The organism is Streptomyces sp. NPDC041814 (genome assembly GCF_055590565.1).
Genome location: NZ_JBVJAM010000004.1, coordinates 363,577 through 378,913 on the forward strand (window position 1 = coordinate 363,577; position 15,337 = coordinate 378,913).

Below are 15,337 nucleotides of genomic sequence, written 5' to 3' on the forward strand. Positions count from 1 at the left end.
TCAGGCGGCTGCCTCCGCGCGCGCCAGGAGAGCCGGGAGGCCGGCGATGAGCGGGGCCTCGCCGCAGGCCGACGCCACGACGATCTCCTCCAGTGCCCACAGGTGCGCCCTGATCCTGGGCGGCGGGAGGTAGGCCGTGTCGGCGGTGAGCATGACGGCGAGGACGCCCTCCTCCTCGGTGACGTGGACGCAGTACCGGCAGCCGAGCTTGTCCTCGGTGGCCGGGAAGCCGAACTCCGTACGGGCCCGTGCCGCGCGCAGCTCCGCGGCGTCCGGCGGCGGCCCGTCGTCCGGCGGGCGTACGAAGAACCGCTGGTCGTTGTAGCAGCAGTACGGGTGTACGGGGGTGCCGCGCTCCCGGCCGACGCGCTCGCGCAGGGCCTCCCAGGCGACCGGGTCGTAGGACGCCGCCCGGTAACCCGCCAGGGCCGCGCGCCACGCCACCGGCAGGAGGTCCGTGAACCGTTCGGCACCGGCCGTGTCGAGCAGGAACGGGGCGTCCTGGGAGAGCATCGCCACCAGGTCCCGCCGGTCATCGGCGGCCCGGTTGGCGACGATGGGCATCATGGCCGCCGCCGGGTGCCCGCCCTCGGCGGCGGCCAGGGCGGCCAGGGCGGTCATCAGGACCGTCGAGCCGCTGATCCGGTGGGCGGCCGCGAGCGTGTCCGTCGCCCTCATCAGCGCCTCGGACACCAGACGTCCGCTCCAGAAGCGCGGGGTGCGGGGCGCGGCGGCCTGCCGGGGGAACATGGTCGGCGGCATGGTCCGGTAGAAGCTCTCCCACCGGGCGAGGGCCCGTTCGCTGCGACGCACCCCGGCCGGTGCGTGCTGGTCCCGGGCGAGGTCGAGGGGGGTGGTGCGGGGCGCCCGCCCGGCCGAGCCCCGGCGCACCAGGAGCCGCAGGTCGCGTACCACCTGTTCGGCGGCGTGGCCGTCGGCCGCGAGGTGGCAGAGGACCAGCGCCGCGTGCGTGACCCGGCCCCGGTGGCAGACGGCACCGACGCGCAGCGGCCACTCCCGCGCGTAGTCGAAGCGGGTGGCGGTGAGTTCGTCCAGCAGGGCGCGGGCGGTCGGGTCGGTCCGTTCCGGGTCCGGTTCGTCCACCACGGTGACCGGCAGGGCGCCGCAGTCGGTGAGCGACTGGCGGGGCTCGCCGTCCTCGCTGTCGTACAGCCGTGTGCGCAGCGCCTCGTGACGCTCCATCAGGGCGGTGAGCGCGGTGGCGAGCCGGCGCACGTCCGTGACCCGGCCGCGCTCGCCCAGCGGGAGCAGGCGCCCGATGTTGAAGTAGACGTCGTTGGGCGCGGTGCGCAGGATCGCGTTCCAGATCGCCCGCTGCCCCCAGGTGAGGGGGGCCGTGCCTGCCCTGTTCCCGGCGAACGGGATGTGCAGGGTGCGGGCGGTGGCGAGGTCGTTCATCGCGTCACCAGCCGGGCCGCCAGGCTGTCGATGTCCTCCTGGTAGAACGCCGGGTCGGCCAGGTCGAGTTCCACGCCGTACTCGTCCTCCAGGGTGTCGGCGAGGCGGAGCAACGCCAGGGATCCGACCCCCAGTTCGGTGAGGGTGCCCCGGGCGGTGAGGACGTCGGCCGCGGCGAGCTGCCCGTCCATGGCGTCGCTGATCAGCCCGGCGATCCGCGCTCGTGCCTCGGTGGCGGGGTCCTGGGCGGTGCTCAACTGTCCTCCCCCTCGGCCAGCCGGCGGCGCAGGCTCAGCGGCCTGATGTCGGGCCACACCTGGTCGACGTGGGCCACGCACTCCTCCTCCGTACCGCTGAACCCCTCCGGCCGCCATCCGGCGGGCAAGGGGGTCTCGGCGGGCCAGAGGGCGTGCTGTTCCTCGTCGTTGACCGCCACCAGGTAGCGGAGGGCGGGTGTGTTCACTGGTTCTCCTCGATGAGTGCGGCGACGCACGCGGCGACGCCGTGGGCGGTGGGGCTGTCGAAGAAGACGTCGAAGGGCACGGCTACGCCGTACTCCTTGCGGATGCGGCCCGCGATGGCGGTGATGGTGAGGGAATGGCCGCCGAGGTCGAACAGGTCCTCGTCGGGCCCGAGGTCGTCGAGGTCCAGCACCTCGCGCCAGATGGCGAGAACGGCGGCCGTGATGCCTTCGTCGCCCACGGCCGCGGGGGTTTCACCGGTGGCCCGTTCACGTGGTGGTTCGGGCAGGGCGGCCCGGTCGAGTTTGCCGTTGGGGGTGAGCGGCATCGCGTCGAGGGCGACGTACGCGTCGGGCAGGGCCGCCGCGGGCAGGGAGCGGGCGAGGTGGTCGCGCAGTGCCCGGGGCGGGACGGGCGCGCCGTCGGGCGCGGGCACGACGTAGGCGACCAGCCGTCCGGGCTCGCCGTCCGGGGCCTCCCGCAGCACCGTCACCGCCTGCGCGACCTGCGGGTGGCTGCCGAGGACGGCGTCGATCTCGCCGAGTTCGATGCGGTGGCCGCGCACCTTCACCTGGGTGTCGGCCCGGCCCGCGAAGGCGATGCGGCCGTCGTCGGTGAGCCGGACGAGGTCGCCCGTGCGGTAGAGGCGGGCGCCGGGCGGGCCGAACGGGTCCGGGACGAAGCGGGCGGCGGTGAGTCCGGGGCGGCCCCGGTAGCCGTGGGCGACACCGTCACCGCCGATGCAGAGCTCGCCGGTCAGCCCGTGCGGCACCGGCTGGAGGCGGGCGTCCAGGACGTAGGTGCGGGTGTTGGCCAGGGGGCGGCCGATGGTCACGGGGTCGTCGGGTCCGAGGTCGGCGGCCGTGGACCAGACCGTCGTCTCGGTCGGCCCGTACACGTTGACCAGGCGTCCCACGGCGGTGCGCAGTTCGCGGGCGAGTGCGTCGGGCAGGGCCTCTCCCCCTGTCAGGGCCACCAGGTCCGGTGCGTGGAGCCCGGCGGCGAGCATGGTGCGCCAGCCGCTGGGGGTGGCCTGTACGTGGGTGAGGCGGTGGCGTTCGACCAGCTCGGCGAGGGCCGTGCCGTCGCGGTGGCGGCCTTCGGGGACGAGGACGACGGTGCCGCCCGTGACCAGCGGCAGGAAGAGTTCGACGGTGGAGATGTCGAAGGAGAGCGAGGTGAGCCCGAGCCAGCGGCTGCCGGGGCCCGTGCCGGTGGTGTCGCGCAGGGCCGCGAGGAGGTTGGCGAGGGCCGCGTGCGACACCTCGACGCCCTTGGGCACTCCGGTGGAACCGGAGGTGTACAGCACGTAGGCGGGGTCCGTGAGGGCGGGCGGCGCGGCCGCCGGCGGGGCGTCGGGCAGCCGGTCCAGGTCCTCGGGCCCCGGGTCGGTGGCGGTCTCCAGGGTCGTCCCGGAGTCGGCGCGGAGGAACGCCAGGCGCTCCGCCGGGTGGTCGGGGTCCAGCGGCAGGTAGGCGGCACCGGCGGTGAGCGTGCCGAGGGCGGCGACGAGCTGGGCGGCGGAGCGGGGCAGGGCGATGCCGACGAGCGCGCCGGGGCCGGCCCCCTGGTCGCGCAGCCGGTGGGCGCGGCGGCGGACGGCCGCGTCGAGTTCGGCGTACGTGAGGGTGGTGCCGCCCTCGATGACGGCGACGGCGTCCGGGGTCGCGGCGGCCTGGGCGGCGAACAGCGCGGGCAGGGTCGCGGGGGCGTTGCCCGGGGCCCGGGTGGTGTCGGTGAGCAGCGTCGCGCGTTCCCGGGGCGGCAGGACCGGCAGACGGCCGATGGCGGTGTCCGGGGCGGCCAGGGCCCCGTCGAGCAGGGTGAGGAAGTGGTCCAGGACGCGGGCGGGTGCCTCGCCCTCGAAGGCGGCGGTGCGGTACTGGAGGCTGCCTTCCAGGCTGTCGGGGGCGTCGACGAGTTGGAGGTGGGCGATGTTGCGGGCGGTGTGGGCGAAGCCGGTCCACTCGGTGCGTACGTCGAGGCCGGGGCCGAAGTCGGGGGCCTGGGAGGTGTCGCGCCGCCGGTAGCTGAGGGAGACCGGGCACAGCGCGGTGCGTGGGGTGAGTCCGCGCACCGCACGGCTGAGGGGGACGGTGCGGTGGGCGTAGAGGGCGCGCAGCTCGGCCCGGACCTCGTGGGTGAAGTCCGCGAAGGTGAGCGCCGGGCGCGGGTCGGTGAAGAGGGGCAGCTCGTTGACGTGCAGGCCGGTCCGCCGGGGCGCGCCGGGCACGCGGGTGGAGAGTTCGATCGCGGTGGCGGGGGCGGTGTTGCCGTAGCGCAGCAGCAGGGCGTGCCAGGCCGCGGTGAGGAGTTCGAACCGGGTGACGCCGAGCGTCGCGGCGGCGGCGACCAGGCGGGCGTGCCACTCCCCGTCGCGCCGGAAGCCGCAGGCGCTGCCGGGGCCCGGGGCGACGGGGTCCGCGTGGTGGGCGGTGAGGCCGGGGAGGGCGGGCGCCGGGGTGTCGCGCCAGCGGCCGTCCCAGAAGCGGGCCGCCTCGTGGACGGCCGTGTCGGAGACGGGCGGCGGGGGTGCCGGCGCCTCGGCCGCGTAGACCGGCCGGCTCTCCCCGGTCACCGCCCGGTAGGCCCGGGCCACTCCGGTGACCAGGAGGTCCTTGGACTCGCCGTCGAAGACGAGGTGGTGGGCGACCACGAGCAGCAGATGCGCGTCCGGGGCGGTGGTGAACAGCGTGGCCCGCGCCAGGGCCTCGCCCGGGGCGAAGCGGGCGGCGGTCTCCTCGTCGCGGAGCTTGCCGAGGTCGCCGGGCTCGGCGGTGACCAGCCGCAGGGGCGGTGCGTCGCCCGGGTGCAGGCCCGGCCCGGCGGGACCGGTCCGGGAGGCGAGCACGGGGGTGGCCCGTACGTAGTCGCCCCACGCCGTCGCCAGGGCGGCCGGGTCCAGCGGCCCTCGGAGGTGCAGGGCGAGGCTGAGGTGGTACGCCGAGCCGGTGTCGAGGGTCTGCTCGGTGACCCAGAGCCCGTGCTGGGCCGGGTCGAGCGGGGCCGGTGTTTCGAAGGAGGGGGTCATGGGGTCGCCTCGTCGTCCAGGAGCCGGTGGAGTTCACGTTTGAGGACCTTGCCGCCCTCGTTGCGGGGCAGGGTGGCGCGGAAGAGGATCCGGGCCGGCAGTTCGTGCGCGGCCAGCCGGTCGAGCAGGAAGGAGCGCAGCCGGGCGGTGTCCGGTTCGCGGTGCCGGGGCACGACGACGGCGGCGACGACGCTGCCCAGCACGGGGTGCGGGATACCGAAGGCGGCGGCGTCGGCGATGTCGGGGTGGGCGTGCAGGGCGTTCTCGATCTGGATCGTGGACACCTTGTGGGCGCCGGACTTGATGACGTCGCGCTCCCGGTCGAGGAGGTGGAGGTAGCCGTCGGCGTCGAGCCGCCCGATGTCCCCCATGCGCACCCAGCGGCCCCGGAAGACCTCGGTGTCCGTGTCGGGGGCGCCCAGGTAGGCGCGGGGCGCGGTGGGCGAGCGCAGCCAGATCTCGCCGGGTTCACCGGTGGCCACCGGGTGCCCTTCGGCGTCGGTGATGCGCAGGTGGCCGAGGGAGGCGGGCCGGCCGGGTGAGTCGGGGTGGTCGGGGTCGAAGAGCAGGGTGACCTGGGCGGGCGCGGCCTCGGTCGAGGTGTAGTAGTTGACGATCTGCGCCGTGGGGAACGCCTGCGCGAGTCGTAGCGCGACGGGTTGCGGGAGCGCCGCCGCCGTCGAACCGACCAGCCTGACCGTGCTGAGGTCGCGGCCGGTGAGCGCGGTGGACGCGAGCAGTTCGATGGCGGTTGCGGGCACCAGGAAGACGCTGCCGACCGCGTGCTCCTCGATGAGCCGGGCGAACCGGCGCGGGGTGAACTGCGTGGCGGCGACGCCGGTGGCGGCCGTGTCCAGGCAGTTCACGAGCATCGTCTGTCCGGCGTTGGTGCCGATCGGGAAGCTGTGCAGGAAGGTGCGCGAGTGGCGCAGGGGTCTGCGGCGTTCGTCCAGGGTGCAGCCGTGGGCGAGGTTGGCGTGGGTGGCCCGGACGCCCTTGGGGAGCCCGGTGGTGCCGGAGGTGTAGAGGTACTGGGCGGGTGCGGACGGGTCGGGGAACGGCAGTGCGTCCCCGGCCCCGGTTTCGAAGTCCTCGCAGGTCGCCCGCCACAGGCCTTCGGGCATCCGGGGCGGTGGCCCGCCGTCACCGTGCAGGACGCCCGCGCACCGGCTGTCCTCGACGATGTGCGCGGCGGCGGCCGGGGCCAGCCGGTCGGACAGGGGTACGGCGATGCCGCCCGCCCACTGCACCCCGCAGTAGGCGACCGCGTAATCGGTCCACTCCGCGGCCCCGTAGCGCAGCCCGACGGGATCACCGGGGCGCAGGCCGCGGGCGAGCAGGCCGTGGGCGAGGGCGGCGGCCCGGTCGCGCCAGGTGCCGAAGTCCAGGGCGCGGGCCCCGTTGCGGAGGGCGACGCGGTCGGGGTGGAGGGCGGCGCGGTGGGCCAGCAGTTCGATGAGGGAGCACGGGGGCGCGGCGGGGCTCACCGGTCGGCCCCCGCGGGGACGGGCGCGGAGGCGGCAACGGCGGCTGCGGCCGCGCGTTCCCGGAGACCGATGAGGTCGTCGGGTTCGGCGTCCGGCACGTCGCGGTCGAAGCGGGCGAGGACCGGCAGCCGCAGGGCCAGGGTCACCAGGGCCAGCATCACCAGGCAGCACAGCAGGTACATCAGCCCGATGCCGCGCCCCGGGCCCGTGCCCAGCACCCGCCCCACGCTGCCCGCCAGCGCTCCGTCGTCGGCCAGCAGCGGGTCGAACAGCCGGGCGCCCAGGGGGGCGACGAGTCCGTGGCCGATGGGGAGGGTGGACCAGGCGACCATGGTGTTCAGCGCGAAGACGCGGCCGTGGAAGCGCTGGGGGACCTTCACCTGGACGATGGTCGAGTACACGCCGTTGACCAGGGCGATGGCGCAGGACATCCCGAAGGCACCGGCACCAATCACCCAGAGGTCGGCGCGCAGCCCGGTCACCGCCCCGGCCAGGGCGAACACCCCGGCCAGCGCGAGCATGCCACGCACCCGGTGTCTGCGGGGCCCGCCCCACACCCCCATGACCAGCCCGCCCGCGACGGCCCCGGCCCCGCCCGCCGTGGCGACCGCCGCCGCCCCGTCGAGGTTGTCGAAGGACAGCACCAGGGGCGTCACCAGCAGGAACAGCGGCGACAGGAAGAGGTTGAGCGCGGCGAACCACAGGAGCATCGAACGGAAACCCCGGTGCCGCCAGGTGTAGGCGAAACCCTGTTTGATCTCCTCGACGACCGGCTCCCGGCGGGTCCAGGGCAGGGTGCGGGGGAACCTGACGCAGACGAGTACGGCGACCGCGACCACGTAAGTGGCGATGTCGAGGATCAGGATGCCGCGCAGACCGATGCCGGCCATCAGCGCGACCGCGACGAGCGGCACGACGAACTGGGCTGCTCCGAAAGCGAGTTGGACGACGCCGTTGGCATGGCCCAGATAGCGTTTGGGGACCAGTTGCGGAATGGCGGAGCTGTAGGCGAGGCGCTGGAAGGTGAGCGCGACCGAGAGGCTGCCGAGCAGCACGTACAGATACCAGGTGTCCAGTGCGCCGCCGAGCAGCAGGACCAGCATGGCCACCTGGCTGAGCCCTGCCGTGAGGTCACCCGCGAGCATGACCTTGCGCCGGTCGAACCGGTCCACGACGGCACCGGCCAGTGGGCCGGCGAGGATGCCGGGCAGCATCGCCACGACGGAGTACAGCGCGAACCGGGCCAGGGAGCCGGTCTCCAGCAGGATCCAGATGGGCAGGGCGAACTCCGTCAGCGCGGAACCCACGATCGACCCCAACTGCCCGAGTACCACGGCGAGGAAGCGTGCGGCGCCGGGTGCGGGGGCGCCCGCGTCCTTCGTGCCGGCATCGTCCGCCGGGTCCGCCTCGGTGCCGCCCGGCGGCCCGGTCTCGGCGTGGAACCACCAGGCCGCGTCCGGGGTGCGCTCGGGCAGCGTCGCGGTGGTCTCCGCGCGGATCGCCTCGTGGACGCTCGTCACCGCCTCGGCGACCTCGGCGGCCCGGTACTTCACGAAGAAGTGGCCGCCCTGGTCGATGACCGCGACCGCCGAGCGCTCGGCGAGGAGCAGCCACTCCCGGTAGCGCTCCTGGTAGAAGTCGGCGGCCGGGTCGCGGTCGCCGACGAGCGACACCAGCGGGGCGCGCAGCCTCGGGGCCCCTGCCTCGACGTCCGCGATGGCCCCCGTGAAGTACTCCTCGGCCGCCTGGCTGTCGCGGCGCATGTTGCCGACGATGAACTCGGTCTGCTCCCGGTCGAGCTGGGAGGTATCGACGCCCATGCCCGTGAGCCAGTTGACGTACACCCGGTTTCCGAGCAGCGACTCCAGGGACGCCACCTTGGAAAGGGCGCCGAGCACCCGTCCGCGCGGTTTGGCGAAGGGGAACTGCGCTCCCGCGTACACCGCTTCGAGCTCGCGGCCCGACGCTTCGAGGAGCCGGGCGGTCGCCACGGCCAGTGCGGTGCCGACACCGCAGTGCCCGTACACGATCAGCGGGCCCCGGACCCGTTCGCGGATCTCGGCGGCCAGGCTCTCCGCGAGTTCCCCGAACGGCAGGTGCTCCTCCGTCACACCGACGTCATGGCCCGGAATGGCGACGGACCACAGCTCGTAGCCCTCGGGCAGGAGATCGGCGACCGGCTGGTACACGACCGCGCTGCCACCGCCGTACGGGACACAGACCAGGGTGGCGCGCAGGTGCCCGGCCGGGGCCTGCGGGGTGAGTCGGTGCAGCAGTCGGCGGGGGCCCCGGGCGTCCTCGGGGGTGTCCGCCAGCGCGGCGAGGTCCCTCACGGTCCGGCAGGTGAACAGGTCCATGACGCTGACCGGCCGGGCGCCCGCCTCCGGGAGCAGTCCGCGGGCACGGGCCACCACCTGGGTGGCGAGGAGCGAGTGGCCGCCGAGGTCGAAGAAGTCCTCGTCCGCTCCGACCTCGTCCAGCCCGAGCACATCGGCCCAGATCCCGGCGAGCACCCGCTCCGCGGGGGTCCCGGGCGCACTGGCCGCGCCGTTCGTCCGGTGGATCTGCGGGGCGGGCAGCCCCCGGCGGTCCAGCTTCCCGTTGGGTGTGAGCGGGAGGGCGGGCAGCGTGGTGAAGGAGGCAGGCACCATGTAGTCGGGCAGCACCCGCTTGAGCGCGGTGCGCAGTTCCTGCGGGTCGGGCGCGGTCTCCTCCCCGGCGGTGACGAGGTAGGCGGCGAGCCGCTGGTCGCCCGGGGTGTCCTCGCGTACGACCACGGCCGCCTCGCTCACCGGGGGCAGGGCGCGCAGGGCCGACTCGATCTCGCCGGGTTCGATGCGCAGGCCGCGCAGCTTGACCTGCTGGTCGATGCGGCCGAGGTGTTCCAGGGCCCCGTCGGGGCGGCGTCTGCCCAGGTCCCCGGTGCGGTAGAGCCGCGAGCCGGGCGGGCCGTACGGGTCGGGGACGAACCGGGAGGCGGTGAGCCCCGGTCGCCGGTGGTAGCCGAGGGCGACCCCGGTCCCGGCGATGTGGATCTCACCGGGTGCGCCCGGGGGCACCGGCCGCAGCGCCCGGTCCAGGACGTAGAGCCGGATGTTGTCGACCGGGAAGCCGATGGGGACCACGTCGGACGGCCCCTCGCACTCCCAGGCCGAGACGTCGACCGCCGCTTCGGTGGGCCCGTACAGGTTGGCCAGGCCGCAGCCGGGCAGCGCCTCGCGGAAGGCGCGCGCCGTATCGGGCGGCAGCGCCTCGCCGCTGCACACGACGCGGCGCAGGGCCGTGCACCGCCCCGCGTCCTCCTCGGCGAGGAAGAGCGGCAGCATCGAGGGGACGAAGTGGGCGACGGTCACGGGTGCGGAGCGGATGAGTTCGCCCAGGTAGGCGGCGTCCTTCTGGCCCCCGGGACGGGCCAGCACGAGGCGCGCGCCGGTCATCAGCGGCCAGAAGAACTCCCAGACGGAGACGTCGAACCCGGCCGGCGTCTTCTGGAGCACGGAGTCCTCGGGACCGATGGGGTAGCTCCGTTGCATCCACAACAGCCGGTTGACGATGGCGCGATGGGTGTTCGGCACGCCCTTGGGGCGGCCGGTGGAGCCGGAGGTGTAGATGAGATAGGCGGGGTCGTCGGGCGCCGGAGTGCTCCGCGATGCCGTGGGAGCGCTCCCGCGAAACGGATCGTCCTCGTCTTCGAGAAGGAGGACGGTGGCCCGGCAGCCCTCGGGGACGGGGATGTCCCGCTGCGTGAGGAGCACCCGCGCACCGCTGTCCTCCAGCATGAACGCGAGCCGTTCGGGCGGGTACTCGGTGTCGAGCGGGGTGTAGCAGGCGCCCGTGCGCAGTACGCCGAGGAGCGCGGCGACCAGTTCGAGGGAACGTGCCGCGCCCACGGCGACGACGTCCCCGGGGCCGGTGCCCGCCGCGACGAGGCGGGCGGCGACGCGGTCGGCGGCGGCGTCCAGTGCGGCGTAGGTGAGGCTGTGGTCGTCGGCGGTGACGGCGAGGGCGTCGGGGGTACGGGCGATCTGCTCGGCGATGAGGGAGACCAGGGTGGCGTCGGCCGGTACCGGCACCTCCGTACGGTTGAACTCGACGGTCTCCAGGGCACGTTCGGCACCCGAGAGCAGGTCGATGCCGGACAGCGGCGCGTCCGGGCGGTCGGCGACGGCGCGCAGCAGGCGGTCGAGATGGGTGGCGAGCCGGGCGATGTCCGCCTCTGCGAAAAGGTCGGTGTTGTAGTTGAAGGCGCCGCGCAGTCCGTCCGGCCACTCCATCAGGAAGAGCTCGACGTCGAAGCGGGTGCCAGAGGCGCGCAGTCCGTAGGTCTCCACGTCCAGGCCCGGACCGGCGGTGGCCTGCCGCCCGGTGGCGTAGTTCTGGACGGCGAGCACCGCCTGGAAGACCGGGGAGCGGGAGACATCGCGTTCCACGTTCAGCTCGGTGACCAGCTGCGCGAACGGCAACTCCTGGTGGGCGTAGGCCTCCAGGCAGGTCTCACGGGTGCGTTCCAGCAGCTCGGTGAAGGTGGGGTCGCCGTCGAGCCGGGCGCGCAGGGCCAGGACGTTGACGAACATGCCCACCAGACCCTCCAGTTCCGGCTCGGGGCGGCCCGCGACGGGTGATCCGACGGCGAAGTCGCGCTGGCCGCTGAACCGGGCCAGGAGTTCCTGGAAGGCGGCGAGCAGCACCATGTGGATCGTGGCGCCGTGCGCCTTGCCGAGGGTGGCGAGCCGGTCGAGGAGTCCGCGCTCCACCTGGAATCCGTAGCCCGCCCCGTCGAAGGTCTGGCGCGCGGGCCGGGGCCGGGCGGTGGGCAGGACGAGCGGTTCCACCCCGGCGAGCTCCTCCGCCCAGTAGGCGACTTCGGCGGTGAGCGCGTCCCCGCTCAGCCGGTCGCGCTGCCACTGCGCGAAGTCCCCGTACTGGACCGGGAGTTCGGGCAGGGGGTCGCCTTCCCCTGCGACGCGGGCCGCGTAGCAGCGCAGGATCTCGGAGACCAGGATCTCGCTGGACCAGCCGTCGCTGACGCTGTGGTGGACGACCAGCAGCAGGATGTGGTCACGGTCGGCCAGGTGTACGAGCAGGGCACGCAGCAGCGGACCGGCGGCCAGGTCGAAGGGCTCGGCCCCCGCCTCGTCCACGAGCCGGGCCGCGTGTTCCTCGTCCCGGGCCTCCACAAGGGGCAGCGGCGCGGGCACGGGCTGCGCGATCTCCAGTACGGGGCGGCCGTCGTCGGTCACCGGGTAGCGGGAGCGCAGCGTCTCGTGCCGGGCGGTGACGTCGTCCAGGGCGTGGGCCAGTGCCTCCCGGTCCAGCTCGCCGCGCAGCCTGCGCGCGACGGGGATGTTGTACGCGGCGGTGCCGGGGGCGAACTGCTCCATGAACCACAGGCGTTCCTGCGCGAAGGAGAGCGGCGGTACGGCGCCCTCGGGTCTCCGGGGAACGGCGGGGCGGGAGGCGGCGGCGCGGCCGGCCCGGAGCCGGCGGCTGAGCAGGGCGCGCTTGGCGTCCGAGAGGCCCGCGGGGGATGTGGTGGTGTCGCTCATGACGGCGTACCGGTTCCTTCCAGGGTGCCGCTGTCCGTGGCGAGAAGGGCGGCTGCCTCCTCCTCCGACAGGGCGTCGATCTCGGCCATCAGGGCGGCCTCCACGGCCTCGGCGAAGGCGGCGACCGTGCGGTGGGTGAAGAGGGTGCGCAGGGGGACGGTGAGCTCGGCGGTGGCCCGGACGCGGGCGATGACCCGGGTGGCGAGCAGGGAGTGCCCGCCCAGGTCGAAGAAGTCGTCCAGGGCGCCCACCCGTTCGACGTCCAGCACCTCACGCCAGATGTCGGCGACCAGCTCCTCCGCCTCGGTGCGCGGGGCCAGGTAGCTCGCCCGGAGCTCCGGGCGCTGCTCGGGGGCGGGCAGGGCCGCGCGGTCCAGCTTGCCGTTCGGGGTGAGCGGCAGCCGGTCCAGGACGAGAACGGCGGCGGGCACGAGGTGAGCCGGTAGGAGCGCTCCCACGGCGCTCCGCAGGGCGGCGGGATCGAGGCCCCCGGCGGCGGGGACCACGTAGGCGACCAGGGTCTCGCGATGGGCGACGACCACCGCCTCGGCGACCCCGGGCCGGGCGAGGAGCGCGCTCTCGGTCTCACCTGGCTCGACGCGGTAGCCGCGCACCTTGAGCTGGCCGTCCAGCCTTCCCAGGAATTCCAGGGCGCCGTCGGCCCGGCGGCGCACAAGGTCCCCGGTCCGGTAGCGGCGGGAGCCCGGCGGGCCGTACGGGTCGGGGACGAAGGCGCGCGCGGTGGCGCCGGGCCGGCCGGTGTAGCCGTAGGTCACCCCCGTACCGCCGAGGAGGAGTTCGCCGGGTGTGCCGGGCGGGACCGGCCCGCCGTATTCGTCGCAGACGGTGGCGGTGACGCCGCCGATCGGGGTGCCGATGGGCGGGCGGGTGCGGGTGTCCGCGTCGCCGAGGTCGGCGGTCGTGGCGATGACGGTGGTCTCGGTGGGGCCGTACGAGTTGACGACACGCACCCGGTCGCCGAACCGCTCGCGCCAGGCGCCGACGGCGGCGGACTGGACCTGGTCGGCGCCCAGGATCAGCAACCGCAGCCCGTCGGGCCAGGCGACGACGTCCGGGTCGCCGACGAGGTGCTGCCAGTACGGCGTGGGCAGGTCCATGACCGTGACGTCGGCGGTGAAGTCCTCGCTCAGCTGGTCGGGCAGCGTGGCGCCGGGGTCGGCCACGACGAGGGTGGCACCGGCCGCCAGCGCGGGGAACAGTTCCTCGGCGCAGGTGTCGAAGCTGAGCGAGGCGCAGTGCAGGACGCGGTCATCGGCGGTGATCCCGTACCCCTCGCGCATCCAGCGGACCCGTTCGGCCAGCGCCCGGTGCGGGACGAGGACGCCCTTGGGCTTGCCGGTGGAGCCGGAGGTGTAGACGAGGTACGCGGGGTCGTCGGGGTGGGGCGCGGTGCGGCACTCCCCCGCCGGGCCCGTCTCGTCCTCCACGTACAGGATGCGGACGCTTCCGGGCAGCCCGGGCTGTGGGGTGTCGCGGGAGGTCAGGACGGTGCGGGCGCCACTGTCGGCGGCCATGTACGCGATCCGGGCGGGCGGGTAGTCGGGGTCCAGGGGGAGGTAGGCGGCACCGGCGCGCCAGGCGGCGAGCATCGCCACGACCGCGTGGGGTCCGCGCGGCAGGAGCACGCCGACGGTGTCCCCGCGCCGCACTCCCTCGGCGGCCAGCCGTGCGGCGAGGCTGCCCGCGCCCTGCCACAGCTCGGCGTACGAGAGCGAGGTGTCCCGCCCGCGCAGGGCCTGGCCGCCGGGGCGTTCGCGTACGGTCCGGGCGATGGCGTCGTGCACCGTGGGCGGGCCGTCGGGCAGGGCGGGCCCGCGGCCGGCCGCGTCCAGGGCGGCGCGTTCGGTTTCGTCCAGCAGCGGCAGGAGGTGGACCGGGGTGTCCGGGGCGTCCGCCGCTCCGCGCAGCAGGGTCTCGAACCAGCGCGCGAGGCGGGCGACCCACTGCTCGTCCAGCAGGTCCGTGCGGTAGCCGAAGACGGCGACCACGTCCTCGCCGTCCCGGCGCACATCGAGGGTGAGGTCGAACTTGCAGGCCCGCATGGCGGGGTCCAGTTCGGTGCAGCCGAGCCCGGCGAAGGACGCGTCGCGCAGCAGGCCGGCGTCCTGGGTGTGGACGGTCAGCATCGTCTGGAACAGCGGGGTGCGTCCGGGGTCCCGGTCCAGGCGCAGCGTTTCGGCCAGTTCCTCGAAGGGGACGCGCTCGTGGGCGAAGGCGCCGAGCACGGTGGTGCGCGCGCGGCGGAGCAGGTCGGCGAAGGTGGGAGTCCCGGCCAGGTCGGAGCGCAGGACCAGGGTCCGCGAGAAGTAGCCGATGGCCCTTTCGGCATCGGGTCCCGACCGGCCGGCCGAGGGTACGCCGACGCAGAAGTCGCGTTGTCCGGTGCAGCGGTGCAGGGTCGCCTGGTAGGCGGCGAGCAGCACCATGAACGGGGTGCAGCGCCGGGTCCGGGCCAGGGCGTCGATCACGGGCCCGGCGCCGGTGAGGAGCTGGGTGTGGAAGGCGCCCTCGGGCGACGGGTGTTCGGGGCGGGGGCGGTCGAGGGGCAGTTCCAGGGCGGGTGCGCCGTCCAGGCGGTCCCGCCAGTAGGCGAGGGTTTCGCGCGCCTGCTCCTCGTCCGCGTCCCGCTCCTGCCCGGCCGGGTAAGCGGGCGGGGCGGGCAGGTCGGCGGCCTCGCCGCGGAGGTGCGCGGTGTAGTGCGCCGCCAGTTCCTCGCGCAGGACGTTGAGGGACCAGCCGTCGGCGACGATGTGGTGCAGGACCACGCACAGGACGTGCTCGGTGTCTCCCGTACGGAAGAGGGCGACGCGCAGCAACGGGCCGCGGGCGAGGTCGAAGGCGCGGTTCGTGCGCTCGGCGATCAGCGGTTCGAGCCGGTCGCTCGCGCCGCGCAGGTCGTAACCCTCCACGTCGACCGGGCCCGGCTCGTCCACCAGTGCGGCCGGTTCGCCGTCCTCGGCGGGGAAACGGCTCCGCAGCGCCTCGTGCCGGGCCGCCACCGCGTCGAAGGCCGCCCGCAGGGCGGGCTCGGACAGTTCGCCGGAGAGGCGAAGAACCAGCGGAATGTTGTATGAGGCGTCGTCGGGGTCCATCTGGTGCAGGAACCACAGACGTTTCTGGCCATGCGTCAGGTACGACTGGACGGCCTGGGTACTCATCCGACTCCCTCGGCGCGCACGCCGAGCGGCGTGGTGTGCGGTTGCTTCAGGTCAATGGGGACATGTGGAGCATGTGGGGGGGGCGGAGCGACGCGGCGGTACGGGGATACCGCGGCGGGCCGAAGGGTCTCGCCACCGGCGAGATCCGGTCAATTCACGGCTTCAGGTGTTGCGATGTTATGAACAGCACACGCGTCCGTCAATGCAAGACCTG

The 15,337-nt window shown here is 74.5% G+C and carries 7 protein-coding genes; all 7 read right to left on the reverse strand.

All coding sequences use genetic code 11. The features are described 5' to 3' along the window. From ACZ6C6_RS14120 to ACZ6C6_RS14150, 7 genes are read right to left on the reverse strand one after another with little or no spacing between them, the layout of a single operon-like run. On the reverse strand, positions 1 to 1,419 hold the full coding sequence (locus tag ACZ6C6_RS14120; RefSeq protein ID WP_469202440.1) for a condensation domain-containing protein: 1,419 nt from the start codon (positions 1,417 to 1,419) through the stop codon (positions 1 to 3). Continuing rightward, on the reverse strand, positions 1,416 to 1,676 hold the full coding sequence (locus ACZ6C6_RS14125; RefSeq protein WP_469202442.1) for an acyl carrier protein: 261 nt from the start codon (positions 1,674 to 1,676) through the stop codon (positions 1,416 to 1,418). The genes ACZ6C6_RS14120 and ACZ6C6_RS14125 overlap by 4 nt, the downstream gene beginning before the upstream one ends. After that, entirely contained in the window at positions 1,673 to 1,882 is a 210-nt protein-coding gene (locus ACZ6C6_RS14130) for an MbtH family protein (protein WP_469202444.1), read from the reverse strand. Before ACZ6C6_RS14130 ends, ACZ6C6_RS14125 begins: the two co-directional genes overlap by 4 nt. Next, positions 1,879 to 4,911, reverse strand: coding sequence for a non-ribosomal peptide synthetase (locus ACZ6C6_RS14135; RefSeq protein WP_469202446.1), 3,033 nt, complete (start codon positions 4,909 to 4,911; stop codon positions 1,879 to 1,881). The genes ACZ6C6_RS14130 and ACZ6C6_RS14135 overlap by 4 nt, the downstream gene beginning before the upstream one ends. Beyond that, the gene (locus ACZ6C6_RS14140; RefSeq protein ID WP_469202448.1) at positions 4,908 to 6,398 is read right to left on the reverse strand and encodes a class I adenylate-forming enzyme family protein; all 1,491 of its coding nucleotides are present in this window, start codon (positions 6,396 to 6,398) and stop codon (positions 4,908 to 4,910) included. Before ACZ6C6_RS14140 ends, ACZ6C6_RS14135 begins: the two co-directional genes overlap by 4 nt. After that, positions 6,395 to 11,944 carry an amino acid adenylation domain-containing protein gene (locus ACZ6C6_RS14145; RefSeq protein ID WP_469202450.1) on the reverse strand — a complete coding sequence of 1,850 codons (5,550 nt, stop codon included), beginning with the start codon at positions 11,942 to 11,944 and terminating at the stop codon, positions 6,395 to 6,397. Before ACZ6C6_RS14145 ends, ACZ6C6_RS14140 begins: the two co-directional genes overlap by 4 nt. Then, entirely contained in the window at positions 11,941 to 15,123 is a 3,183-nt protein-coding gene (locus ACZ6C6_RS14150; protein WP_469202452.1) for an amino acid adenylation domain-containing protein, read from the reverse strand. Before ACZ6C6_RS14150 ends, ACZ6C6_RS14145 begins: the two co-directional genes overlap by 4 nt. Positions 15,124 to 15,337 lie beyond the last annotated feature (214 nt).